24 protein-coding genes and 1 pseudogene are annotated in these 25,453 nt (G+C 49.1%); 12 read left to right on the top strand and 13 right to left on the bottom strand.

Annotated features, from left to right (window positions below):
- Positions 1 to 6: 6 nt before the first annotated feature.
- The gene (locus LQ777_RS28255) at positions 7 to 1,365 is read left to right on the top strand and encodes a DUF4249 domain-containing protein (protein WP_232563653.1); all 1,359 of its coding nucleotides are present in this window, start codon (positions 7 to 9) and stop codon (positions 1,363 to 1,365) included.
- Positions 1,366 to 1,547: 182 nt separating this feature from the next.
- Here LQ777_RS28255 and LQ777_RS28250 read toward each other — a convergent pair whose 3' ends face one another.
- The 7 genes from LQ777_RS28250 to LQ777_RS28220 all read right to left on the bottom strand — a co-directional run bounded on the left by LQ777_RS28250 (position 1,548) and on the right by LQ777_RS28220 (position 6,668).
- On the bottom strand, positions 1,548 to 1,982 hold the full coding sequence (locus LQ777_RS28250; protein ID WP_232563652.1) for an SRPBCC family protein: 435 nt from the start codon (positions 1,980 to 1,982) through the stop codon (positions 1,548 to 1,550).
- Between the two features lie 173 nt (positions 1,983 to 2,155).
- A complete protein-coding gene (locus LQ777_RS28245; RefSeq protein WP_232563651.1) occupies positions 2,156 to 2,566 on the bottom strand; it encodes a type II toxin-antitoxin system VapC family toxin in 411 nt (136 codons plus the stop codon).
- Positions 2,563 to 2,730, bottom strand: coding sequence for a hypothetical protein (locus LQ777_RS28240; protein ID WP_232563650.1), 168 nt, complete (start codon positions 2,728 to 2,730; stop codon positions 2,563 to 2,565). The genes LQ777_RS28245 and LQ777_RS28240 overlap by 4 nt, the downstream gene beginning before the upstream one ends.
- Before the next feature lie 191 nt (positions 2,731 to 2,921).
- Positions 2,922 to 3,923: an aldo/keto reductase gene (locus tag LQ777_RS28235; RefSeq protein WP_232563649.1), complete on the bottom strand. Its 1,002-nt coding sequence runs from the start codon at positions 3,921 to 3,923 to the stop codon at positions 2,922 to 2,924.
- Between the two features lie 6 nt (positions 3,924 to 3,929).
- Positions 3,930 to 4,793 carry a carboxymuconolactone decarboxylase family protein gene (locus tag LQ777_RS28230; protein ID WP_232563648.1) on the bottom strand — a complete coding sequence of 288 codons (864 nt, stop codon included), beginning with the start codon at positions 4,791 to 4,793 and terminating at the stop codon, positions 3,930 to 3,932.
- Between the two features lie 42 nt (positions 4,794 to 4,835).
- Positions 4,836 to 5,756 (bottom strand): helix-turn-helix domain-containing protein, encoded by a 921-nt coding sequence (locus LQ777_RS28225; RefSeq protein WP_232563647.1) that lies wholly within the window; start codon positions 5,754 to 5,756, stop codon positions 4,836 to 4,838.
- Positions 5,757 to 6,668: an MBL fold metallo-hydrolase gene (locus LQ777_RS28220; RefSeq protein WP_232563646.1), complete on the bottom strand. Its 912-nt coding sequence runs from the start codon at positions 6,666 to 6,668 to the stop codon at positions 5,757 to 5,759. It lies immediately after the preceding gene.
- A gap of 619 nt (positions 6,669 to 7,287) precedes the next feature.
- On the opposite strand from LQ777_RS28220, the gene LQ777_RS28215 reads away from it, so the two are divergent.
- The 4 genes from LQ777_RS28215 to LQ777_RS28200 all read left to right on the top strand — a co-directional run bounded on the left by LQ777_RS28215 (position 7,288) and on the right by LQ777_RS28200 (position 12,492).
- On the top strand, positions 7,288 to 9,660 hold the full coding sequence (locus LQ777_RS28215; protein ID WP_232563645.1) for an ABC transporter permease: 2,373 nt from the start codon (positions 7,288 to 7,290) through the stop codon (positions 9,658 to 9,660).
- 227 nt (positions 9,661 to 9,887) lie between these two features.
- Positions 9,888 to 11,351, top strand: coding sequence for a TlpA family protein disulfide reductase (locus LQ777_RS28210; RefSeq protein ID WP_232563644.1), 1,464 nt, complete (start codon positions 9,888 to 9,890; stop codon positions 11,349 to 11,351).
- A gap of 176 nt (positions 11,352 to 11,527) precedes the next feature.
- Positions 11,528 to 11,965, top strand: a complete 438-nt coding sequence (locus LQ777_RS28205) for a hypothetical protein (RefSeq protein ID WP_232563643.1) — start codon at positions 11,528 to 11,530, stop codon at positions 11,963 to 11,965.
- A 236-nt stretch (positions 11,966 to 12,201) separates the two neighbouring features.
- Positions 12,202 to 12,492 (top strand): sensor histidine kinase, encoded by a 291-nt coding sequence (locus LQ777_RS28200; protein WP_232563642.1) that lies wholly within the window; start codon positions 12,202 to 12,204, stop codon positions 12,490 to 12,492.
- Positions 12,493 to 12,763: 271 nt separating this feature from the next.
- Here LQ777_RS28200 and LQ777_RS28195 read toward each other — a convergent pair whose 3' ends face one another.
- Together LQ777_RS28195 and LQ777_RS28190 are read right to left on the bottom strand one after the other, a co-directional pair.
- The gene (locus LQ777_RS28195; protein WP_232563641.1) at positions 12,764 to 13,312 is read right to left on the bottom strand and encodes an RNA polymerase sigma factor; all 549 of its coding nucleotides are present in this window, start codon (positions 13,310 to 13,312) and stop codon (positions 12,764 to 12,766) included.
- A 107-nt stretch (positions 13,313 to 13,419) separates the two neighbouring features.
- The gene (locus LQ777_RS28190; RefSeq protein ID WP_232563640.1) at positions 13,420 to 14,010 is read right to left on the bottom strand and encodes a DoxX family membrane protein; all 591 of its coding nucleotides are present in this window, start codon (positions 14,008 to 14,010) and stop codon (positions 13,420 to 13,422) included.
- 183 nt (positions 14,011 to 14,193) lie between these two features.
- On the opposite strand from LQ777_RS28190, the pseudogene LQ777_RS28185 reads away from it, so the two are divergent.
- The 4 genes and pseudogenes from LQ777_RS28185 to LQ777_RS28170 form a co-directional block, all read left to right on the top strand.
- Positions 14,194 to 14,550 (top strand): annotated as a pseudogene (locus LQ777_RS28185) (PAS domain-containing protein); the annotation flags it as partial.
- Between the two features lie 135 nt (positions 14,551 to 14,685).
- Positions 14,686 to 16,290 (top strand): PAS domain-containing sensor histidine kinase, encoded by a 1,605-nt coding sequence (locus LQ777_RS28180; protein ID WP_232563805.1) that lies wholly within the window; start codon positions 14,686 to 14,688, stop codon positions 16,288 to 16,290.
- 239 nt (positions 16,291 to 16,529) lie between these two features.
- The gene (locus LQ777_RS28175; protein ID WP_232563802.1) at positions 16,530 to 16,916 is read left to right on the top strand and encodes a hypothetical protein; all 387 of its coding nucleotides are present in this window, start codon (positions 16,530 to 16,532) and stop codon (positions 16,914 to 16,916) included.
- Positions 16,917 to 16,926: 10 nt separating this feature from the next.
- Positions 16,927 to 17,196, top strand: a complete 270-nt coding sequence (locus LQ777_RS28170; RefSeq protein ID WP_232563801.1) for a response regulator — start codon at positions 16,927 to 16,929, stop codon at positions 17,194 to 17,196.
- Here the strand turns inward: LQ777_RS28170 and LQ777_RS28165 are convergent, their stop codons facing one another.
- The 4 genes from LQ777_RS28165 to LQ777_RS28150 all read right to left on the bottom strand — a co-directional run bounded on the left by LQ777_RS28165 (position 17,197) and on the right by LQ777_RS28150 (position 21,184).
- Positions 17,197 to 17,397 carry a hypothetical protein gene (locus LQ777_RS28165; protein ID WP_232563800.1) on the bottom strand — a complete coding sequence of 67 codons (201 nt, stop codon included), beginning with the start codon at positions 17,395 to 17,397 and terminating at the stop codon, positions 17,197 to 17,199. It lies immediately after the preceding gene.
- Between the two features lie 294 nt (positions 17,398 to 17,691).
- On the bottom strand, positions 17,692 to 18,879 hold the full coding sequence (locus tag LQ777_RS28160; RefSeq protein ID WP_232563799.1) for a hypothetical protein: 1,188 nt from the start codon (positions 18,877 to 18,879) through the stop codon (positions 17,692 to 17,694).
- Between the two features lie 119 nt (positions 18,880 to 18,998).
- Positions 18,999 to 20,201 (bottom strand): carcinine hydrolase/isopenicillin-N N-acyltransferase family protein, encoded by a 1,203-nt coding sequence (locus LQ777_RS28155; RefSeq protein WP_232563798.1) that lies wholly within the window; start codon positions 20,199 to 20,201, stop codon positions 18,999 to 19,001.
- A gap of 17 nt (positions 20,202 to 20,218) precedes the next feature.
- Positions 20,219 to 21,184, bottom strand: coding sequence for a GlxA family transcriptional regulator (locus LQ777_RS28150; RefSeq protein ID WP_232563797.1), 966 nt, complete (start codon positions 21,182 to 21,184; stop codon positions 20,219 to 20,221).
- A gap of 323 nt (positions 21,185 to 21,507) precedes the next feature.
- Here LQ777_RS28150 and LQ777_RS28145 point away from each other — a divergent pair, with 323 nt between their 5' ends.
- From LQ777_RS28145 to LQ777_RS28135, 3 genes are all read left to right on the top strand, one after another.
- Positions 21,508 to 22,557: a serine hydrolase domain-containing protein gene (locus LQ777_RS28145; protein WP_232563796.1), complete on the top strand. Its 1,050-nt coding sequence runs from the start codon at positions 21,508 to 21,510 to the stop codon at positions 22,555 to 22,557.
- Positions 22,558 to 23,200: 643 nt separating this feature from the next.
- Entirely contained in the window at positions 23,201 to 24,256 is a 1,056-nt protein-coding gene (locus LQ777_RS28140; RefSeq protein ID WP_232563795.1) for a serine hydrolase domain-containing protein, read from the top strand.
- A gap of 456 nt (positions 24,257 to 24,712) precedes the next feature.
- Positions 24,713 to 25,360, top strand: a complete 648-nt coding sequence (locus tag LQ777_RS28135; RefSeq protein WP_232563794.1) for an NAD(P)-dependent oxidoreductase — start codon at positions 24,713 to 24,715, stop codon at positions 25,358 to 25,360.
- The last annotated feature ends 93 nt before the right edge of the window (positions 25,361 to 25,453 follow it).

Here is a 25,453-nt window from a genome sequence, read left to right as displayed (position 1 = left end):
AACTCTATGCGCTCGTTTTTCTCTATTCTACTGGTTGGTCTGGTTGCCTTTACGGTGCCCGTAGCCTGCGTCGATCCGATTGAAACAACTCTGACCGGCCGGCTCAATATAATTGTGGTGGACGGGACCATCAACAACCTGGCGGAACCCCAGGTCATTCGGCTCAACCGTTCGCTGGCCGATCCGGTGACGGGTCTGCCAGGTTCGTTACCTATCACGAAAGCAACGGTTGAGGTGCTGGTTGATTCCACGCAGGTCATCTCCGCTCACGAAACCACGAATGGCAGCTACCAATTACCGAGTGATTTTCGGGGGCAGACTGGCCATGCCTATCAACTGCGGTTTACCCTGCCGGATGGAACCCGCTACCAGTCCAGCCAGCAGAGTATGCCCGACGGACCGCCCATCACGAGGGTGCGCGCGCAGTTTAATCCGACCAGTTTTCCAGCTCAATTTCACGATGGGAAGATCAATCCGAGTCGGGGCGCGCACGAGTTTTACCTGGACACGCAGGACCCCGCCGGTCAGCATAATTATTACCGGTGGGACTGGACGCTGTATGAACGACAATACTGGTGTCGGACATGCCAGCAAGGGGTTTATTCAATCTATAAAGTGCTGCCGAATACCTTTCTGTCCTCCTATTACTTTGTAACGGGCAATGAACTCTACGAAGGCTGTTTCACTCCACCAGCGGGTCAGGTTTCTTTCGATGCACCTATCGTATCTGGTATTTTTACCTACGACTATAACTGCCGGACGGAGTGCTGGGAGATGATACGCAACAGCGCCATTAATCTGTTCGATGATGTATACAGCAATGGTGGCCAGATCGTAGGGCGTAACGTGGCTCAGATTCCCTTTTACCAGCGGCCTCCCTGCCTGGTGGATATTCGGCAGGTATCGCTCACCAGAGATGCGTACCGCTACTACAAACTGTTTGAGGAACAAGCGCAAAATAACGGTGGTCTGGCCGCTACACCCACAACCGCTCTGGCGGGCAATGTTCATAACATGGCCAATAGCCGGGAAATGCTTGTGGGTTATTTCACCGCATCATCCATTTCAGCCGTTCATTACTGGCTCGACCGCAACGATGCGGAAGGCATTCCACTGGGCGCTACCGATCCCTCAGGGCCACACGAAAATTCGGGCGATGATTTGTTTTACGCGCTGAACAGCCGTCGGCCCGTGCCCGAACCGTCACCGCCTTATACAGGTACGCGAGGGGAACCACGCGCATCCTGTGGCCTAACAATAATCGTCCGCCCACGGCTATTTGCGTACATAGCGATTCCAGAACGCCCTTTAAACCAGCAGGCTGGCGGGATTGACCGCCTGTGCCCGCTCCGGGAAAAAGACTAGTGAATTAAATAATTGTTATACAGGCAGTTAACGTATGCGACGGATTAGCGTTGACAGATATTAAAAACAGCCGCGCCACGGTGGCTTGGTATTTTAAAAGATACAATCTCAGTAATCGCTCAATAAGTGCTCTTATGTTCGTGACTCTGAAAAGTCTGTAATGAATCTTGTCTTTATATAGCTTAGGCTTGCTCAACCTGTTCCTTGATCAGAAAAAGAGTCGTTCGCCAATAGAATTCTAAGTGTTTCTGAATCGACTCAGTGGGAAAGTTTTCGATCGTGAGCCGTAGGTGGGTAAATTGATTAGTAGGGGTTAGAGTAAACTCAAGAATGGAATAGTTTTCGGCCGTATCGGGCAGTCGCGAAACCGAGCTCAGATGCGTATAAGCTACTTTTCGTTCCTGATCAAAGCGTAGAACAATGCCTTTGTTTTCAAATTTTACGTGATGAAATCCACGAATGGTGATTGAGGTATTGATTTGCCAATTGGTAATGACCTGAATTTGCGCTTCTGGTTCTGCTAGCCATTCTGTCATTCGTGCGGGCTGGGTCAAAGCAGCCCACACGGCAGCTGGTTTAGCTTGAATTGTAACATCGGCTGAGAATGGTTCAATCATTATTGGCTTGGGATTCAAGGATGAATAAAGGGCAGTATCAGTCACGTTAGGCTAATCAATCTAACAAAAATTCAAATTCTCGTAATAAGCTCCTACCTGAGACGAGGGGATGAATTTTTTGGTGAACTCTTTTGAGCAAGAGTCAGACTGTTGCTGTCAGAAACACACGGAACTTAAGCTCTTAATAGCTTCAGACCTTGACTTTCGTAGAAGGGAAAATTACCATCGTGGCTAATGAGGATCAACCGCTCAGTAATGGCCTGACTGATCAGAATATGGTCGAAGGGATCATTATGTACTGGTATCAAGGCCTCCAGCTTGGCTAAGTGGACGACCTTCGATGGCAGTAGTTTCACGCCTAGCGTTTGGCGTAACGCATTGGCAATGTCAGCAATGGTGACCCCATTTAATTGGAAGTCAGCTCGCTTTAACTTAGCCTTGATGACAATCTCACGCAGGCTTTCGTGGCTGACGTAAAATTCATTCGTTCGGTTCTGAAGAATGGTTTTAATAGGGGCTTGTAAGTCGGGCGAATCAGTTAGCCACCAGATCAGGATGTGTGTATCCAGTAAGTATTTCTTCATTTCTTAATCGTCACCCGCAGATCGTCTTCCCATGAAGACGACTCACTGACGATTTTGTCCTTAAATAAGCCTAGCCCTGCCTTCATATTTGACTTGGTGGCAAGCTGGCCACTAGCAGACGATTTCTTAACCGACATTTTGGGGTCTTTTGAGTCTGTTGCCATCACGTTTAGGGTTGCTTTACAAATATAACGTTTTTGAGCCGAAATTAAGTTTTGATAGAGCTGTACAAATATCAGCGCTTTCTAGGCTTGCCCATCCAGATGTCCGGATAAATCACCTCCGAAGTGAGACGAAGAAGTCTTCATGTATCTGCTCCATAAATTGGGCGTTTACTGCGACGGACATTACGCAATTATAGACCGCTTTTCTTCTCCATCTCAGCCGGATAACGAGCCCCCTGAATCGTGATGGCTGAAGCCGCTTTTTCGATTTGGCCAAGATCATCCTGAGTTAGGTGTACCGCTACTGCTGCCAGATTCTCCGCCAGACGGTTTAACTTCGTCGTACCTGGAATGGGAACAAGCCACGGCTTTTGGGCCAGCAACCAGGCCAGCGCAATCTGACTGGGGGTTGCATTCTTCTGCTGGGCTATCTTACTCAGAAGATCGACCAGAGCTTGATTCGCTTTCCGATTTTCTTCTGAAAAGCGGGGCACAGTGCTGCGGAAATCGGTCGCATCAAACTGCGTAGTCTCGTTTATTGCACCGGTCAGGAATCCTTTACCCAGCGGACTAAAGGGGACAAAGCCGATGCCCAGCTCTTCCAGGGTGGGTAAGATTTCGGTTTCCGGCTCCCGATACCAAAGCGAATACTCACTTTGCAGGGCCGTCACCGCTTGAACCGCGTGCGCTCGCCGAATGGTAGCAGCACCCGCTTCTGACAGACCAAAATACTTTACCTTACCGGCCTGGATCAACTCCTTAACCACTCCGGCTACGTCTTCGATGGGCACGGCCGGGTCAACGCGGTGTTGATAGTACAGATCGATCACCTCCACGCGCAGTCGTTTCAAGGACCCTTCCACCACCTGTTTAATGTGCTCAGGTCGGCTATTGAGGGCGTTCCACCGTCCGGTTGCTTCCCGTTCAGAAGCGGGTGCCCAACCGAACTTGGTGGCAATCACCACCTGCCCCCGAAACGGCGCTAGGGCTTCTCCCAGCAGTTCTTCGTTCTGGTAGGGTCCGTACACTTCAGCCGTATCAAAAAAGGTAACGCCCCGCTCGACGGCGGCTCGCAGCAAGGCAATCATCTGGGCTTTGTCTTTGGGTGGGCCATAAGACCAACTCATTCCCATACAGCCCAGGCCGAGCGCCGATACCTCCGGCCCACCGGTTCCTATTCGTCTTGTTTGCATGATCGCTTAGTCAATTTTGGCGTCTTTAATGAGGTTAATGGCGTTGGAGATTCGGGGAAAACCGATGTAGGGATAGAGCTGCACCATCGCGGCCAGTAGCGTTTCTTTGCTATTGCCTGCTTTTAGATTGCCCACCGCATGGGAAGCCATCTGCCGTTCGGTGCCGCCTAAGGTGGCCAGGCTACAGAAAATCATCAGTTCCCGGGTTTTCAAATCCAGGCCCTGGCGGGTATAAAAATCCCCGAAACAGGACTCAGTTAGTATCTGGGGAATGGCTTGGGCAAATTCGCCGGGCAGTGTTTTCATGTTCTGTTTCATCCCCTCACCATAAAGCGGAGCCTGCTGTTGGCGTCCCTGCTCAAAGCGCTCCCCTTCCTTCACGGTTGCCTGGGCTTCCAGCGGCAGCTTAATGCCTCGGCTTTCAAACACGGTGTTGATGGTTTCTACGGCGTTGAGCACTTTAGGAAAACCGATAAATGGGGCGCATTGGTAGACCACTTCCCGAATCTGAATCGGCGTTACTCCGATATTGAGGGCGGCCTGGGTGTGCGCGGTTAATTGGGGTAGGGTCTGGTTGGTCGTCAGCGCGGTGATGGTAATCAATTCCCGCGTTTTGTCGTCCAGGTTTCCCATGTAAAACACGTCACCGAAAATGAACCGTTGCAGGATGGTCATCAGTTCGGGGTCGGTTTGGCTGGCCGTGATGGGCTGCCCGAACAGTTCTTCGTATTTTTTTCGGGCTCGTTCGATTCGGTCTGACGCGACGCGGTTATCCATGGGTGTTTTCTGGGATGGTTTGTTTGAATTCTGCCCGAACACGGCCCCCGATAAAAGCAAAGTCAGTGTGAGCGGTAACAGCATGTGTTTCATCGGTAGGCTTGATTGAGGTGATCGATACGAAGCCACAAGCGGCTAATTCAACGAACGGTACTCGCTGTTAAGTGACCGGTATTCATTGGGGGACTGCCCCACCCGTTGCTTAAAGAGCCGGGTAAAATGCTGGGGGTATTTGAAACCCATTTGGTAGGCGATTTCACTGATCGACTTGCTCCGATCAAACACGCGTTCTTTGGCCAGCTCGATGACCTTGGCCTGAATATAGTCCTGAGCTGACAGGCCCGTTTCTTTCTTCACCAGATCACCGAAATAGTTGGCCGACAAATGGAGTTGGTCGGCGCAATACCCCACGGTAGGTATTCCTATTGTTTGGGCTTTATCGGACCCAAAGTAAGTATCCAGCAGCGTTTCAAAGCGAACCAACACATCTTTGTGAACGTGGTCACGGGTGATAAACTGCCGGTCGTAGAAGCGTAGGCAGTAATTCAACAATAGCTCAATAGCACTCACGATCAAACGCTTGCTATGCTTATCAATAGGGTGGTTCAGCTCATCGCCAATCTTGCGAAAGCCTTCCCCCACCAACGCCCGTTCCCGCTCGGACAGATGCAGCGCTTCATGCACGTCGTAGCCGAAAAAGCTGTAGTCTTTGATGTGCCCACCCAGGGCCGTACCCCGAATCAGATCGGGGTGAAAGGCCAGTGCCCAACCGGTAGGCTGCACTCGTTCATCTTCACTTTCTTCCAGACCAAACACCTGCCCCGGTGCGATAAACAGCATCGTTCCTTCGTCATAATCGTAGTGCTGACGGCCATAGACCAAGGGCGCACAACGGGCTTGTTTAAGAAACACGATGTATAACTCCGACAGCCACCGACCCGTCTGAACGGGCGTGGACTGGGACTGGTCCAGCACGCTAACTAAGGGGTGCAGCACCGACTGTCCACGCTCGGCCGTAAACTGAGCTACACTTTGGAGCTTTCGTATCTTGTCCATCTACTTACTTTTCGTTAGCGGTTTGAGCATAAACGGCTCGCCGGGTGCCAGCACCTTGATCCTACCCGGATTGGCAATTGCTTTCGCCAATCGGGCGGGGTCGCCGTTGAAGGGCGAAAAGTCGGGTGCATCCACCGAACCCCAATGGCATAGCAACAGCGGGGTATTCGGGTACGCATTGGCGACTTTCACCGCACCCTCAAAGGTGAAGTGCCATTCACTATCCGAAAAATCAAAGAAGATCGCATCCGGGGTGGGCATACTCAGGTGGCCAGGTGTCAGGCGGGAATCACCGGGTGCCCAGATCGTCCCATCGGGCGTTTGTATCCAAAAGCCACAGGCATCTTCATTTTTGAAACGGCGCTTGCTCATACCCGGATAAGCATTCTGGTAGGCATGATCGGCCGGGGTTAGTTTAACCCGTATTGGGCCAACCTTAAAGCTCTCACCGATGGTATGCCCCAAGGCGGGTAATTCTAGGTTTTGCATCAGCGAGTCAACGTAGATCGTCGAGTGGTAGGCTTTGGTAACCTCTTTTAAATCCTGATTCGTTGGTACGCTAAAATGGTCATTATCGGCGTGGGTAACCAGTACGGCATCCAGCTTAGGAACGGCTTTAGGGGCAATCGGGAAATCAATCAGCACCGGCATGTCGAAACCCTCCAGCACAGGGTCCACCATAAACGTGGTCCCGCGAGAATTGACAAAAAAGCCAGCGAAGCCTAGCCATCGGATCGTCGTTTGCTTGGATGGTCCGAACGCTTCGGCGCCAAAAGGCTGGGTTTTGGGAGAGCGAGCCTGATAGGTCTTCACAACCGGTTTAGCCGTAGTATCGGCCGTTGTCTGGGCATTACTAAGACTGGTCACCCCCCCAAGCAGGGCTATGCCGATGGCTAATGACTGAATGTTCATGTTCCTACAAATCAAGTAGATCTGTTATCTTTTAGTAGGAACAAAGGTCCGAGGATTCCGTTAACCGGCCTGTATACCCATTACAGATTTACTTACCATAATTACGGATTGTACTCAAACCGACAAGCATCATCGAAGCAATAGATAGTGAAGGCTTTAGAGTAACCTTATTCACCTTAACGTCTGTTCAGTGGTTAACCCGAAAAAGAGCAATCTACCCTTCTATGCAATGATAGTTTATGTAATCTTAGAAAAAGGCTCGTGCTTGAGATGAAGGAGCAAGCCTCTAGCGACTTTTAAATTGGGGCGATTAAAGAGATGGCAAATTAGGTCCATACTCTAGGAATGACGTTTTAATTTGTACGTCTCCAAGCCCTTACAGAACCGGACATATTCCCCCTTTTATTGTCCGAAAGCGTACATCACAGCACTCGCTAAATAGCTACTCCATTCCGCAAAAGCGCATTCGCCACGTTGGTATAATAATTGAGCCAAGAGTAGAGCAAACCCAAAGCTGAAGGGTTGAAGACTGCTTCCCGAAGCCGATAAACGCTAGACTTCGTATCGGTCAACTAAGCAGAATCGTACCGCAATCAGCTAGACCTAGACACCTAGAACGATGTTCCGAAGTTATCTCTTTACCGCTATCCGACAGCTTCAAAAGAACCGGCTTTATACAACCATCAATTTAATAGGCTTGGCCGTTGGCGTAGCCTGCTGTCTGCTCATCTTTGTTCTCGTTCGCTACGAAACCTCCTTTGATGCCTATCATAGCAAAGTAGATCGAATCTACCGGGTGAACTTAAATCAACTAACCCCTCAAGGCCAACAGTTTAATGGCTGCAACTACTCGCCACTGGCCCAGGCTATTCGACAAGATGTGACCGGATTAGAGCAGGCCACGGGGGTCTACTGTTTGCAACGCTACCAGTTCGCTAAGGATCATAATCTATTTGAAGACCAGTACGCCTTTTTTGCCGATCCGCATTATTTTGATGTATTCGATGGGGTTTGGCTGGCTGGTAATAAAGAGCGGGCCTTAGCCACACCCAATTCGGTGGTCGTCACCGATGCATTTGCCAACAAGTTTTTAGGCGGATTAGATCATGCGTTAGGCAGTACCTTTACCCTGGAAAACAAACTGCCCCTGACGGTGAACGGCATTGTTCAAGCCCCACCCTCCAACACCGATCAGCCCTACAGTCTGCTGATTTCCTACGCGTCGCTGGCTCGGTTCCTGCCCCAGAGTGTGAACAACTGGAAGACCGTAGGGACTGGGGCTACGTATGTGGTCTTCGCCAAGGAAACCCGAAAAGATCGCATCAATGCCCAACTTGAGCAACTGATTCAAAAATATCTTCCCAAAGAGGTGGCTAAGAACACCACATTCCATTTACTGGCGCTCAAGGACAACCATGATCGAAATTACGATTACACCAGTTTCACTTACGATTTTCCCGTACCGGTGATGATTATTTTGGCCATCCTTGCGGGCCTGGTCGCCTTCATTGCCTGCATCAACTTCATCAATTTAGCCACTGCTCAAGCCTTAAAACGAGCGAAAGAGGTCGGCATCCGAAAATCAATGGGTAGCTCCCGTTTTCAGTTGATTATGCAGCACCTGAGTGAAGCTTTCGTCGTCACGGCATTAGCTGTCATGACCGGGCTACTCTTAACGAAAATAGGGATTGGTGAACTAAACAAACTCTACGGGGGAGAGTACCTTCAATTTAGCCAACTAACCCAGCCTGCTTCCCTCCTCTTTATCGGCCTAGTCACGCTGGTTATCACGTTGGCAGCCGGGTTTTATCCGGCTTTTGTGCTATCGGGTTACAAACCGGTGCTCGCCTTGAAGTCACAAACTTACAGTGGAACGGCCAAGGGACTTTCCCTACGGCGAGCGCTGGTTGTCACACAATTTATTGGGGCTCAGCTGCTGATCATTGTCACGCTGATTATGACCAACCAAGTCAATTCCTTTAAGGAGCGCCCCTTAGACTACGACCCCAAAGCGATTGTATTAATTCCCGCACTGCGGGGCAATGAAGCGGGACAACATGAGCGGTTGCGGCAAGCGTTACAAAACGTTCCTGGCCTGCTTCGCTACAGTTTTGGCAATGTAGGGAATGAAACGGGGGCGTTCTATACCAACCCGCAACAGAAGCACGCTGGCATTGTCAGCTATGCGGATACGTCCTACATCCACGCTTTTCAGACGCGCTTGCTAGCGGGAAAAAATCTATCCGCCAGTAGCAGCCAGTCTCCGGCCCAGGTTTTAGTCAATGAATCGTTGATAAAGGCGTTGGGAATTACCAATCCGGCATCCGCTATTGGCGTTACCTACACGCTGAACGATCAGCTCGTAACAATCGGTGGTGTGATGAAAGATTCCTACACCCAGCCCATGAGCAACCGGATTGACCCGATCACGATCCTGTACAATCCCGAAAAATTCACCGGCCTTGTGCTAGCGATCTCAACGGGGGGTGCTGCCCAGACGCTACAGGGGATTGAAGCGGCCTGGAAACAAGCCTATCCTGCTTATTTATGTAAATATCAATTTATGGATGAGTCCATCAATCGCTTGTATGGCGAATATAATCTCATTTTCTCGGTCCTAAGCGTGGCTTCTTTTCTAGCGATCCTGATTGGTTGTTTGGGCTTGTACGGCTTGGTGTCCTTTATGGCCATTCAGCGAACTAAAGAAATTGGCATTCGCAAACTGTTGGGAGCCACCGTACCCAATGTAATGCTACTCTTTACGAAAGAGTCGGTTATCTTGATCCTCGTCGCTTTTATCATTGCGGCTCCTTTAGCTCATGTTTTAGGGATTGCCCTGTTGATGGAATTTCCCGAACGAGTAACACCCGGCGTTACCCTTTTCCTAAGCGGATTTCTGCTATCGCTCTTGATCTGCTTGTTGACGGTGGGGTATCGTTCGTACCAAGCCGCCATACAAAATCCGGTTGAAAGTCTAAGGAGTGATGACTGAATCAATAGAAATGCCCAATCATTAAGGTTTATTTCTACTGATAACGAGTAGTTATAATTTGTAACCTTATCGCTCTCTATCTTAGTAAACGCTCACCAGAATGAGAAGCAGCAGAGGTCATGTATTTGCTTTTCTTCCTTTATCTTAGTCGGATAATCTATCGTCTTGATTTTAAGTATGGTTTGATTCCATACTATCGGCAAAAAGTGGGTTCTACAAGAAAATATATGACCAGTTTATTCAAGCTCATTCTAGTTCTAACCCTGTGCGCCAATGCCATCGCTCAGACCAATTCGGGCCGTTCAACCAATGGCTTTAAAATAAAGGGACACATCCAGGGAATGCATGACTCAACCCTGGTACTAGCTCATTGGTATGGAGCGACCTCCTTCATTCCAAAGGATACCGTTCGTGTAAATGCACAAGGGTATTTTTCTTTTGAAGGGGATAAGCCCTTACCACAAGGGCTTTACCTAGTCGTTCCTTCCTCGAAACGGGACATGGGGCTCCACTTAATCATTACCCAGCAACAGCGGTTTTCCTTTAAGACAGATACGGCTAATCTAATTAAGCATATGAAGGTCAGCCAATCGAAAGAGAATGAGTTGTTCTACGCTTACCAGCAGCAATTAGGCCAGTTCAACGACGAAGCCACGGCGATCAAGTTGAAGACTAAAGCGGCTAGTACATCCGCTGACAATACGACAACTAAGGATGGATTGGCTCAATTATCCAAGCGGGCTGAAGCCTACCAAGCGCAATTCATGAAGGAGCATAAGGGCTCGTTTGCCGTCGAACTCTTCCAAGCGACGGGGGAGCCAACTCTACCGACAGCTCCCAAGGCTGCCAATGGAAGACCCGACTCGAATTGGGTCTTTACCTACTATAAAGCGCATTACTGGGACGGCTATAATTGGCATGATGAGCGGATGATTCGCACCCCCGTTTTACAAACCAAGCTGAATCGATACATCCACGAATTGAGCGTCCAAAACGTGGACTCCTTGGTGAAGGAAGCCGATTGGCTGGTGGGTAACGCGAAAGCTTCTGAGGTTAAATCCTATATCATCTGGTACATTACCAGTCAATATGAACGGCCAAAAGTGGTGGGGACCGATGGGGTCTTTATTCATATGGCCGAGAGATATTGGCTGACGGGTGTGTATCCGGTGAGTGATCCGGCAACCCTGAAGACGATGCGGGAACGGGTGGCTATCTTAAAACCGCTGCAAGTAGGCAAAGCCTTCCCATTTTTCAAGGCGAGTGATACGCTTCAGCACCCGATTAGCATACAAAATCTAAAAGCCGATTATACCGTCATTTTCTTTTATGCTCCCCACTGTGGGCATTGTCGAGATACGGCTCCAAAACTGAAACAACTAGCGGATCGCTACCTAGATAAAGGCGTTCGGGTAGCGGCCATTGCGGTGGATGACAGTGAAGCGGATTGGAAGCAGTTCATTCGGGAGTTTCACTTAACCAACTTGATTCACGGCTATGATTGGACCCACACCTTAAGTTTTCAACGCGTGTATGATGTGGCGATGACGCCGACGATCTATATTCTGGACAAAGACAAACGGATTATTGCCCGTCAACTGCCGTTTGAACGGGTGGAAGACTTCATTCTTTTTCATCAGCGTCAGCAGGTTGGGGTTTCTTCTAGTAAGAGAATGCCTGGCAAGTCGTAGCAACTGATTAATCTTACGAAAATGCTCCCCAATGAGACAAGAGAGTATCTAGAATTCGGGCGTTTCAAGAGACAGCTTGTTTTAAATAACTGTCAACTACAGTTCGTAGCATACGGATTCATTCCAACCATTTACGGACGAATGAGTCTCCTATCTAAACAATCAACTCAACAGTTATGCGCTTTTCTTACTCAATCGTTACAGCCTTATTGATAACCATTAGCCTACCCGGCTGTGATATTGCAGCTATCGGCCCGGATTACAATTTAGGCAAGTTCACAAGCCGTTCTAGTGCGGAACACAAGGCACTGGCTTATTTAGCTGATCGTTACGGTGAGCTGTCAAATAGCAAGTATGAAAAAGTTAGATACACTTTCACCCAGTCAAATCCGGTAGCAGGTCCAGATCTCACGTTGCAGCATATTCTTTGGTATAGCAAGACTGAGCAAACGATCAAAATAGAAGCTGATCCGGGCAGTGGTCCACGTTGTTCTTGGACTCAAATTGATCAGAGTGCTTTAAATCAATTAGTCATTAGAAGTCAGGGGCTCTCACTAGCAGATTCGCTTGGCAAGTCAACAGGAGCAAGCTATTTTCAGTGTGTTGACAACTAACACCAGTTGTGTTTTTTTATGATTGTCCCCTCAAGGTTATACGACCCCTATAAAGGTTAATTCACATTACATATTGTAAATTATGCAACAGGTCTTGGAAAGATACAATTTAGTTATTAGCCAACGGTTTGTACTTTATTTGGAAATAAAATTTTGAAGATCATCTTCGTCTTTGATTGCTTTAATTAAGAAAACCTTGGCCTCAGATAGTAGCTGTTCCCATTGCTCCACTGTTAGTGCAAATCCTTCACCGCTCCCTCGATGAGCTCCCCAGCGAGGTACGTCCATCGAATCAGGTTCCCTTTTATCACCAGATCAGTGTGCGGGATCAGGGAGTGGGCTTCGACACCAAGTTTCTGGACCGTATCTTTCAGGTCTTTCAGCGGCTACATGGCCGGCATCAATACCCGGGAAGCGGTGTGGGGTTGGCCATCTGTCAGCGGGTGGTGGAAAATCATGGGGGTGGCATCACGGCGCGTAGCGAGCTGGCTCAGGGAGCTACCTTTTGTGTCTACTTACCTGCTTGATTTGCCTTGGGGTGATCGCTTAAAACGGTCAGGGCCGTTTTGCTGACCTGGCGAATAAGTTGTTTCTACCAGCGTCAGCCGGTTTGAGAAAAAGCAGGACAAAGCCCAGAAGAGCGAAACGTGTCTGGCAAAGACAAGGATACGCCCATTGTCAGCCACCCCGCTGGTGGGCGTTAAGACCTACCGGCTTTGGGCCAGCAGGTTTTTAGGTACGTTTAAAAAGAGGAAGGTCTGGTAAAACTACCATGGAAATCGTTAGATCCCCATTGCTCTACCGATACAGACAAATATCCTGGTGGAAAAATTGTTTAAGGGTCTGAATCGCCATCCGCACCCGCGTTTTGACGGTTCCTAAGGGCAACTTGAGTTTTTTGGCGATTTCCAGTAGGGTCCAGCCCTTCTGGTAGAGCAATTCCATGATTTGACGCTGTTTGGGTGGCAGTAGCGCGAAAACAGATCCATTGACCAGCCCGGTGTTGACCACGGGCTGGGTCAATTCACTACTTCGCTGGGATATATATTTTACGGCTTTTGTGTGCACTTTTCGACTTCTGAGTTCATCTAGAGCAACGTTGCGGGTGATGGTCAAAAGCCAGGTATACAGTCGTCCCTGCGCCGGATCATAGTGGTGAATGTGCGTCCAAATCTTTACAAAGGAATCTTGAAGCAGGTCTTCTGCCCGTTCGTAATCGCCAACCAACCCAACTAATACGTTGAAGAGTGCCGATGAATAGTTCCGGTGCAGGGTAGCAAAAGCGGAGGCTTGTCCGGTTTGGAGCGTGTATACCAGATAGGCTTCGGTCTGCGGAGTCGTGGTCATGCCAGCTTATAGGGAGTTTTACTCAATGGCGTTCATTGATCATGTAACCTATCGGATAGCGAAAGGTTTGACGTCAGCCTGAAGACCGCTTGTTTTACCGGATAAGTTTACTGGACGGCCGTTTTGCTGATCCTACTCGCGGGTGCGGGTTGCAGCGACTGAAAATCACGCGCTACCTTGGGCAAGCGTCGGGGCAGGGTACTGCGCAGGCTCTGCGGCTGGGCAACAATCCGGGCGCCCGTCCAGGTCGAGGCAATGACCATACCCGCAGCGACCAGAATAATATCCTTGATGATGTACTGAGCCGCCAAGGTCGGGGCATGAAGCGGGCCCGGAAAGAGCTCGCCCGGAAAGATGAGCAAGGGGGACATCGCTCCGATCATCTGAGCGGCCATCAGCCACACACCCACCCGTAGCCATCGGCCCGTCAGAAAACAGATACCGATGAGGCATTCCAATGCTGCCACAAAATTCATGGCACTCTGTCCCGACAGCACGCTCAGGGTGAGTATATGCGTCGTTCGGGTGGCCAGGTCTTCAATGGGGCTGATACCGGGAAAGAACTTTAACACGCCAAACCCGAAGAAAACCAGGCCCATACCAAGGCGAAGAAGGGCAATGCTATGGGCCACTAACCAGCGGTTTATCGCCGTATCGAGATGGTCAAAGCGGTCAAACAAGCCAATGAGTGTTTTCATAACGTTGAGTGGTTGCGTCCTCATACATACGTCCAAAGAGAACCAAAAAGATTCAACGTAAACGGAAGCGTAGTCGAGCAGGCGGGTTGTCAGGGAGGATTCCTATCGGATTTATCGGTAGCCAGGTTTCCGTTTGGATAAATCGATTAAATTTGTTTTCAGCTCTAGACCTTTAATTTACCGGTGGTTGATTTTCCAGTAGATGACAGTGCAATCGAATTAGAACGGCTTCGACTGGCGCTCCAAAGCGCACAAGTTGGTACCTGGACGCTAGATGTCCCGGGGCAACAAGTCTGGTGGGATGCGCGCTGCAAAGAGCTATATGGTTTTCAAAAGGATGACCTAGTTCCCTATGATCAGGTTCTCTCCTATATGCATCCTGAGGATCGGGAAGCGGTTGATGAGGCCGTCCAGTGGGCGCTCACCCCGGCCTCGGGGGGTCACTACGACATCCGATTTCGTACCATTGGGGCGATTGACGGCCAGCTTAGATGGTTGCACTGTCAGGGAAAAGCCTATTTTGATCAGCAAGGGATTGCTTACCGCTTCACGGGCATCGCCCAGGAGGTGACCCAGCTGGTGCAGGCCCATCAACAACTGGGTAGCAGCCAGGCCCGGTTTGCCGACCTGGTGATGGCCACTCCCGTGGCGACGGCCGTCTTTAGGGGGCGGGACATGCTCATTCAACAAGTCAATGCCCCGATGCTGGCGATCTGGGGGAAAGACTCCTCGGTGATCGGCAAAACCCTGCACCAGGCCATGCCTGAATTGGCCGGGCAGCCCTTTCTGGCCCAGCTCCAGCACGTCTTCGAGACGGGAGAGCCCTTTCGCCACGAGGAAGGGATGGCCGATATGATCCAGAACGGGCAAGCCAAACGGGTCTGGTTCAATCATGCCTACAACCCGCTCTATGAGGAGACGGGTCGGATTTACGGCGTCATCAACGTGGCCATCGATGTCACGGCCCAGGTGCTGGCCCGCCAGAAAATTGAAGAGAGTAAAGCGCACCTGCAACTGCTCAGAGACACCGTGCCAGCCATGATCTTCTATCTGGACGCTCAGCAGCGCTACCAGTCCTACAATAAGGTGTTTCGGGAGTGGTTCGGGGTGGGCGACGAGGTGATGGGCAAAACCGTCCGCGAATTTATCGGCGAGCCGGCTTATCAACAAACCGAGCCGCACTTGGCTCAAGCCTACGCCGGTCAGCCCACCCAGTACGACATGCACGCGCCCAGTCGCATGCAGGCCGACCGCTGGCTGCGTATTGTCTACACGCCCCATCGGGACGCGACAGGTCAGGTGCTGGGCGTGATTGTGCATGCTACGGACATCAACCCCAGCAAGCGGATGGAATTGAGCCTGAGTGCCAGCGAGGCTCGCTACCGAACCTTATCGGCCGACCTGGAACAGCAGGTGCAAAGCCGCACGGACGAGCTAGCGACGGCCAACCAGGAACTGGCCGCCAGCAACCAGGAGCTAGCCGCCAGTAACCAGGAGTACGCCGTTTTGAACACGCACCTGGAAGAGGCCAACACGGATCTGCTGCGTTCCAACCAAAACTTGGAGCAGTTTGCCTACATTGCTTCGCACGATCTACAAGAACCCCTGCGCAAGATTCAGCAGTTTGGGGATCTCTTGCAAACGCGCCTGGCGGAGTCGGTGGGCGGGGAGGAACTGGCGTACCTGGGCCGCATGCAGGTGGCCGCCAGCCGCATGTCACGCTTAATTAAAGACCTGCTGGCCTTCTCGCGCATCGCCACTAGTCAGGCCGTGGCGTATCCGGTGTCGCTGGGGAAGGTAGTCCGATTGGTCCTGGACAGCTTGTCAGTCGTCATTGAGGAGAGCCGGGCCCAGATCGAAGTGGCCGAGTTGCCCACGGTTCAGGGCGATGCATTGCAGCTGGGTCAGCTCTTTCAGAACCTGCTTAGTAACGCCCTCAAGTTTCGGCGCACAGACGGGGATGGAACAGTAGTGATCCCCCAGATCAGGGTCCAGGCCCGGTTAATCTCGCCTAGTGAGCTACCGGTTCTGGTTAAACCGCCTCGTACCGCAGCCACCTACCACCTGATCGAGGTAACCGACAACGGGATTGGCTTTGAGGAAAAATACCTGGACCGGATTTTTCAGGTGTTTCAGCGGTTGCATGGCAAGAATGAGTTTGCGGGCACGGGCGTAGGCCTGGCCATCGTGCAGAAAGTGGTGACCAACCACGGGGGGGGCATCACCGCCAGTGGTAAGCCGGATCAAGGCGCTACTTTTTGTGTGTATTTACCCGCTTAGTCTGGGTTTACGATGTTGAATAGGCGTCAAAGCAAGGCCATTTTTAAGCTCTAGCAGCTGGGTCACTCAATCTTATAAAAACGCCCCACTTGAGACACGACGGCTGGTTTAGGCGTCTATTTCTCGAATGGATTTTGCTTTTGGTCTTAATCCCACGACCGTATAAGCGAAATATGGTTCATCAATAATCAACTATAGTCCAGTAACGTTGTCTAGTATATATTATCCTGACTAGTGCCGTGGAAACAAAAAACGTGCTCATGATCGACGATGATGAAGACGACTTTTTGTTGCTTCAGTCCGCCTTTCGCCACCAGGCGCCCTGGGTCAAGCTGATCTGGTTTGACTCCCCAGCTACCTTTCTGGACTCAATGATCTGGCAACGCCAACCTATTCATTTGTTTGTCTTTGATCTGATGATAGGTGATAGCGTGCCCCACTGGCAAGCTGATCTGCGTCAGCAAGTAGGCTACCAGGCCGTACCGATGGTCATATACTCAGGCAGTGAATCACCGGGTGACCAGCAGCTACTGCTCGACGACGGCGCGGCTGACTTTCTCCTGAAGGGAGCTACTACCGCGGAGACCAGGCAGGTAGTGGATCGGATGCTACTGCATCTGGACTAAACACAACCACTTGGTTAGTCTTTGTGGGCAGCGTGGTTACTTTCGCCGGGTCAATAGAACCCACAGCTCACCTATACTCATCCCAGGACCTATCCTGTGTATCGACGACGATGAGGACGATCAGTATCTTATCGGCCAAGCCCTCCAGCAATTAGCGCTCCCGAATTTGGTTCTCTTCTTTCCCCATGGCGAAGCAGTCCTGGCCGATCTGGAAACAACCCAGGACCGGCCTTTTCTGATTCTGTGTGATATCAATATGCCCCTGATGAATGGGCTCTAGCTAAGGAGACGGCTCAACGACAATGACTGACTGCGCCAAAGATCGATTCCTTTTATCTTTCTGACCACGACCGCTTCGGGATATGCCATTGAGGAGTCCTATAAGGCGTCCGTACAGGGCTTTTTCCAGTAGACCACTTCCTATGAGCAGCTTTGTAGGCAGCTTAACCTGATCACCGCTTACTGGGAAAGCTGTCTTCATCCTAATAGCCAAGCGTAGCAAAGAACAATAGGCGCAGAAAAACATTTACCCACGCTCGCTTGCCCGTATGCAATAGATTACATTGGACAGATATTAATAAAATTACTGTCTTACATAAACGCTCGCACCTGAGACGAAGAAGTCTTTCAGTTGAGTGTACATGTACAGTATGTAGCGTCTACAATTTTTCGATAGAACGCCACATGACCAGCTCTAGGCTAACTATGGGTAAGTTAACACTGTCTGGGAGTGGACGATACATGGTACTTTTTTATCCGGTTGAAAAGATGACCCTTAGGACCGTTTAAGACACGGAACACCCACCAAACCGTTGGTTTTTAAGTAGATGTGATCGTTCTGCAAGTCAATGATCACGTTGAAACGCTTCAGCAAATCGTTACCAAAATAGTTCATCTGAGAGCTACCGGGGCTTTTGTAGCCAAGCAGTGATGTGGGAATTATATCGAGTACAAAGCCATTGAGACTCAGCGATGGCACCCAGACAACCGAACTCTCGTATTTCCGGCCCGAGCCATCGCTAAACGTCAACTTTTTGATGACTTTCAGATTTCTGGGGAACCCCTGATTACGCATCCATAGGCTGTCTAGAATCATGGCCAGGTCCGAACCCGTATCGAACAGAAAATCACCCACATACTTCTTACCACCGGTTTTGATGGTTGCTTCGACGCAGAATGACGATTGAATAAACTTGATGTCCGATTTCACATACCCGGCTCGCCGTTTGGGGAGTCGGTCATGAACAATGAGCCGACTTTTATCGTAGTCGATTTCCACAACTTTGTTATCAAACACCCGCCAGCCAAATCGCCCGTTCATTTCATGTGCGGCATTATTAGCCACGCCCACGGTGGGTTTATGCCAAATCAGACGGCCAATTTGTAGCGTGTTTATCGTCGCCAGGCGGTTAAAGTTAGGCTTCGTTTGACCCGCCAATGCATCGGGTTGGTTGGCCAGCAGGTTTGTTTTACCCAAAACAGCGGTCTTTGTCAGCCGAAAATCGATTGACCCCAAATCGAAATGCAAGTTCAGCGTGTCTCGGTTGTTTAGAATGCTTTTTACGTGAATGGCATTGTCTTTAGTGAGGATAAACGGGATGGTGTCATGCCCATTGGGGGCTTGTTTAAGCGGGCTGTCAACCAATTTTGAACTGCTAATCCGGGTGTAACACGAATCCTTCTCATTGAGCAAAATGATGAAATCGAACGAGGCACCGGGTTTCAGGTTGACACTGATGGAGTCTATGTTGGTATAAAACGTGACCCGTTTTGATTTCTTGGCTCTGCCGGCTATATACACATCGGGCTTGGCGCGGGGCGAAAGCGACCAAGCATTTTTGTCTAAATAGCCCCCATCGTTGATAGCGACCTTCGGTGAGTTTGCCTTGATGAGCGGCAATGGGGGTTGCCCACAAACCGAACGAACCAATAGCAGGGCAATGACAATAGGAAGATAGTTCATTTGTTTAGGTTTAGGCACCCACAATGGTTGTGCGATTTAGCCTATTTCGCGTTCGATAAGCAAGCCCCAGCACCGGATATAATGTCGCGCCAAAGTCCTTATTGGTTGATTAGACCTCCCTATTTCTCCCGTACGACGCTCACTTTCAGTTCCGCCGCTTCCGACTTGATCGTAGCTATACGGTTCAGTGAATCAAGTTCAAAGCGCTGAAGAACCGTGGCGTTCTGATAATCCATCAGGTATAAGCGCGATGACTGCTTTCGCTCCAGAAGTCTTACCGATAACAGCGTACCTAACCTTTGTAACTGGGACTGTATATCCTTCTGAATCGGAGCCAGTACTTGCCAGAACGCTGGCGTAAAATCGGCTGGGCGAAGCGTACCGGCCTGAGTTTTCCTAATCACCTCTCGCACTAAGCTGGTTGTGACGGGCTCGTCCGCCGGGAAAGGTTCGTAGCCTTCCCACAAATACCGGTTCATGCCCGCAACCAGCGGCATCAGCGGCAGTGAGCGCTGCTGACCGATCGCCGGAATGTCATAATAATGGCCGCCTTTTTTCAGCTCTGCCGGTAAATATAAGGTTACGCTTTCTCCCTGATCGGTGGGCGAGACCAGCAAGATATCGCCCTTGGTTAGGTCATAAACACTGGAATATTTAGTGGCATAGACACCGTCCTGCCGACAGGCTTTTAGAATGGGCAATCCGTTTTGGATCGATGGACTGAGAGTTGGGGTAAGCATTTTCTTCAGCGACTCGTTACCATACCCAAAGCCTCTGGATTGATGAGACTGGCTAAAATGGAGTTGTCCCTGTTGGGCGCTAATGATGACCGAAGCCCCCGTCTTATCGGCTATCAACATGCTGGCGGAAGCAAATCCGGGTTCTGCGTAGCGTTGGTAAAAGGTGATGGCGTCGTTTACTGTTTTGCAGGATTCAAGCATTCGCTCGGCCGCGTTACCCTGAAGACTTCTCAGGTTTGAGGCTGGCGTATACGCTTCATTTGCGCCAGCAACCCAGTCAAAAGCCAATCCGTACTGATTGACGCCACCCTGCGCCCAGCCGTCATTGAATCCCAGATAGGCACAGCCATAATAGTTTTTGGTGGCGGGTAGAAACCAGATGCGAGTGGCTGGATTCGAGTAATCTTCGTTATTAAAAAATAAGGTCCGTTTCGCATCTGTCAGCACAAATATGGTACAGCAAAAAGCCGCTTCAAGGGGAACAAGCACGCATATCACCACCAAACAAACACACCACCAACGGCCAGAGACCCGGCTTTTGCTATTGGTGCGACCCTTCGGCTTACTTAATTCAGGTTTCATCGATTTGTTCATTGAGTTTAAATAAGTGATTGGGTCCTGTTCGTCGATGCGTCCTGTTGCCAGATTCGACGCAGCTGACGAGCATTCTGAAAACCACATTGCTGGGCAATAGCCTCCATGGTCATACCAGGATTATGCCGAAGGGTACGGGCCCGTTCTAATCGGAGTAATGTAGTATAGTCATGAATTGAAATGCCCGTCTCTTTGCGAAATGCTCGGGTCAGGTTACGGGTGCTCATGCCCACCACCTGGGCCAACTCGTCTAGGGTGATCCTGGTTTGCAGATGAGTAATCAGCCAGTCCTGTACCTGGTGAACAGCCACGTTCATGTGATTGCGATAATCAAGATAAACGCTTTTCTGCGAATGGTGGGGACCACGGCGTAAATAGACAACCAGTTCGCGGGCTATCTTCGAGACGAATAAGGGTCCCTGCCGCTCTTCCAGAATCGCCAGTGCCATGTCAATCCCCGCCGTAACCCCTGCACTGGTATAGACTCCGCTGTCTTGGACAAATAACCGATCGGGCTGAGTAATTACTCGGGGGTACGTCGTTTGCAACTCGGCTAACCGTTTCCAGTGAGTCGTACATTTTCGGCCATCCAGCAGGCCAGCCTGAGCCACTAAAAAGGCCCCCGTACAAACGGAGCATATAATTACGCCCTTACGGTGTTGCTCGCGGATCCGGGTCAGGAAGCCGTGCTCTGCTTTTAGGGCCGTTGACCGGATGTACTCCATTTCCATGCCCGGGATGAAGAGTAGATCGTCGGGCTGCAATTGCAGCTGAGTAAAGGGTTGTACTGGCCCCATAAGCAGGCCCGCTGAACTGACAAGCTGATGTTGGAAGGAGCAATAGCGTAACTGATAGGGTGCTCCGTACTCGACCGCTTCGTAAAATACCTGCACGGGTCCGGTCAGATCTAATACGTGGACCTGAGGGGGTACAACAAAAATGACTTGTTGAGTAGAGGGAGCCGAGGACATAGTCTAGCTGAATCAGGCTGTAAAAGTAAATGAAGTTCAGCGTTCATCTAAGCCAAACACCGGACAGATTGAGCCAAACGTTGTGTGGTTGACTCTGCTTTACGTGTTCAGACATGAGCCCTTTGCTTCTTTGCTTGGCTGATTCGTTGGCTATTGCACGTCTAATCTTTCTTTGAACTTCCGTCTCCTTCGGTGGTAATTTAGATCAATCTCAGAAAACGCTACCAGGTGAGACACGGGAGCGTTCATGAATTTGTGTTAAAATTACGATTAGCTAAGGTCGATAAATTAAGCGCCATCAGAGTTTTTGCCACCTACCATTTATGAAAACCATAATTTTTGTCCTCGCCATGTTAGCGTTGTTAACCTGCCATGCACAGCCAATCGATCAACCATTGGGTGAGCAATTAAAACAAAAATTTGCGAATAAAACGTACGCTAGAATTGATGCTATTCTCGTCGAGCAGGATGGTAAACGGATCATCGAACAGTATTTTAATGAGTTCAACAAAGACACGCCCCATGACACGCGTTCCTCGTTCAAATCCATAACCAGTCTGTTAGCGGGCATTGCCATTGATAAAAAAATCCTAGCCCTGGATGATAAGCTGGGCCGTTACTTTCCTGACCTGACCGATCAAGCCAAACGCGACATCAGCCTTCAGAACTTGTTGGAAATGCGGTCAGGATTAAACTGCGAAGAGTTTTATGAAGTGGGGCCCGAATGCGAAACCGAAATGGTGAAAACCCAAGATTGGGTAGCCTACTGTTTAGGGGTTAGCTTAATTAGGAAACCGGGGCTAAACTGGTCTTATAATTCGAACGAGCCGATGCTTGTCGGAGAAATCATCGCCCGCGCGAGTGGTATGAGTGTGATGGAATTTGCTAAGAAAAACCTGTTTCAACCGTTGGGTATTATCGATTATAAATGGACCGTTTCGCCCAAAGGCCAAGGTATGACTGCTGGCTCATTTTACATGAAACCCACAGATATGCTCAAAATCATTAATCTGGTTAAAAACAAGGGAAGATGGAACGGCAAACAAATCGTGAGTGCGAAATGGATCGAAGCATCGACAAGTTGCCAGATACCCATTGATTTTTCGTTTGTTCGTTATTCCAAAATTCCTGATGCTAAGTATGAAAGTGCCCGCTATGGTTTCTATTGGTATAAAGAGCGATTGATCTATCAGGATATCAATACCGACGTCTTGTTTGCTTCGGGCAATGGTGGTCAATACCTAATGTGGCTCCCAGACTACAACATAACAGCCGTATTTACGGGCAGCAATTACGGCAACTGGCGTGGCAAACTTCCCTTCGAAGTGCTCTTGAACCATATTATCCCAACACTAAATAAGCGTAAACAATAGAAAGAAGCACCCTACTAAAAATGGGCTTGAAGCCACACGAATGGCGTTATGAACCTAGTTGTCAATCAACTGGTAGTGTTATGGACTTTCTTCTCGGGCTAATATTGTCGTGTACTTAACGGCGGCTGTTTCATTATTAAGTTTGCTCATTGATGACCTTAGTTTGATAGTTGATTACAAGGGAGTATATTCCGAAACAAACCCATGACTGAAAAACGCTCACTTTACGAATACCTTCCGATCTATCGCAGGAACGATACCTAAGCAGCTCAACCCAGTAGACTACTTGCTCTCTTGGAAGAAGTAATTCCACCTTGTTCGCATTTATCCAATTTTTGGCTGGTAGCTGTTGATACATTTGCACTGAAAAGGTGACAGACGGACTATTGTGAGTAGGAGCTTATTACAGTCGGCGATTTTTAGTTTACTTTTTCTTGCATTTATCTGCTAACAGCTAATATAGCCTAGCATACGACGCTAAGTAACTTGGCTGAGTTTTCTTTACTAAATTAATTGATTTCATAGCTCTACTACCTTCTAACACCAAAAAACGCCATTCTTACTAATATGTATAACATACTACTATGTTATACATAAATTTGAATAAACATTCACTTTTTATGTTCATGTATGTCTTTCGAACGTGTCTACTCATAATCCTTTTTTCTTAACAGCGTATTTTGACGTGTTTGCACAAGCTAAATCTGTAGATAGCTCAGTACAAGCTTATGTAAAAGAACACCAATTTAGCGGCACCTTGGTGGTTCAACAAAAAGGTAAACTTATCTATCAAAACTCGTTCGGCGTAGCCAACCGCTCATTTGATATTCCTATTCAACAACATACTCGCTTTCGGATTGCTTCAATTACCAAGCTGTTTACCTCGGTAATCGTTATGCAACTCGTTCAAGAGGGCAAATTAGACTTAAACCAGCCAATTCATACCTATTTGCCTAGCCTGACGGATGAAAAGTCATTTCAGATCAAGGTCCACCATCTGTTGAATCATAGCTACGGAATCGACAACATTGAGAACCGGGGGATTGAGAACATACAAAATTCCTACACCACTGATGAGTTGCTTTTGAAGTACTACAACAATCCATTAAAATATAGTCCAGGCACTCATTTTGAGTATAACAATGGAGACTTTCTAATGCTGGGAAAGATTGTCGAGCAGGTTTGTCATCAATCGTATCCCGAGGTACTGGCTGAGCGAATTTTAGTCCCACTACAGTTAAAAGAAACTGGTATTTTGATTGATCAGCGAGTCATTAAACAGCTAGCCAGCACCTACTCGTTAAACCCTAAAACCAACCAGCTCTATAACGATATTCCCTATTATATCGAAAACTTTTTCACCGCCGGAGCAATGTATTCGACGGTAAACTATGTGCTGACGTTTGCGAATGCCTTATTTGCTAACAAGCTGTTAAAACCCGCTACGTTGGCCTTGCTCTTGACTAGCTCACCGCAGCTTGATAGTTATGGGTATGGGTTGTGGGTTAGAAAATATTCTGTTGAGGGTAAGACCTATACCATAGCCGAACGCCCCGGTCGCATCGCAGGCGCGAATGCTCTGTTATCTTATCTGCAAGAGGAAGATCTTACGATTGTGAGCCTAAGTAACACCAATACGACCAACCATGAACATTTTCACAATGAGATTAGGAAATCGTTGGGTATACGAGTCTGGTAGTAAGTGACGATACGTTACTACCTGGCATTGGCAATCAGTAAAAAACAATTGTCCCATAAAAGGCTCTCAATGCAAGATTAATTGAGCATCTCACACTATCCCTACACAGTCAAATTTTGACCGGTACCGACCGCAACGTTGAACCCGGATAGAGGTACCTTTTACCGCTATAGCCAACTAATCAAAATAGTTTTTTAATTTTGGCTCATTACAGGCTACTAACATATCCCCCCTACGTTTACCCCCTTTTTCTAAAAAAGGGTAGGATGTCCATCCTCTGACACGTAAACGACTTCTCCAACTCACCTTAGGCGGGTAGTTGGTTCTCACTCCTAATTTGTTGCCACGGTAAGGAATGTATTGGTCTGCTGGCTAACATCCTGACGTTGTTGTAGGCAATTCACCCTGACGGTTGAGTGTACCGTTCCCACTAGCCGTCAAAAGCATGTTAGTAGCATGACAACTGATAATCAATTAACGATTGCTATTCTGGGTGGGGCGGGTAAAGCGGGTAGCCCCTTGGTCCAACAAGCGCTGGCCGCCGGTTATGCTGTCCGGCTTCTGCTACGCCACCCTCAAGCGTTTAATCTAGCCCATGAACGGCTCGAGATTGTTCATGGTGATGTTCGTGATCGGGCTTGTGTCCACCAACTGCTGGAAGGCACTGACGCTTTGTTAAGTACACTGGGTCACACCAAAGGAGAGCCTACACCCATGATGACGGTTGCGACTCAGACGTTCGTCACCAGTATGGAAGAGCTGGGTATTCGTCGTTGTGTGGTGGTCACTAGTCTGTTTGTGACAGGCCGTGAAGCGTTGGACCAGAAGACCCAAGAAGCCGCTGATTATATGCAACAGCATTTTCCGTTGTTTATGGATAACCGTCGGTTAGAGTTTGAGGTACTCTCCGGAAGCTCACTGGATTGGACGTATGTACGGGTCCCTCTGATTACCCAGGACCCCGCTAGAGGTGGCGTTGAGGTAAGTCTTAATCATCTACCCGGTCAACTGATTACGGCCGTTGATTTAGCCGACTTTCTATTAACTCAGCTTACCGACCAGCATTACATTGGGCAAGCCCCTTTTGTCGCCAGTAAACGGTAAAAATAGCTTATAATCAGTACGTACAGAAGAGCCAATTTATACTGGCTCTTCTGTATTATAGGTGTGATCACGAAGCCAGTTTGTCAAAGTTAG

The sequence above is a fragment of the Spirosoma oryzicola genome (assembly GCF_021233055.1).
Taxonomy (GTDB): domain Bacteria; phylum Bacteroidota; class Bacteroidia; order Cytophagales; family Spirosomataceae; genus Spirosoma; species Spirosoma oryzicola.
This window is presented reverse-complemented; position numbering and strand designations above follow the sequence as displayed.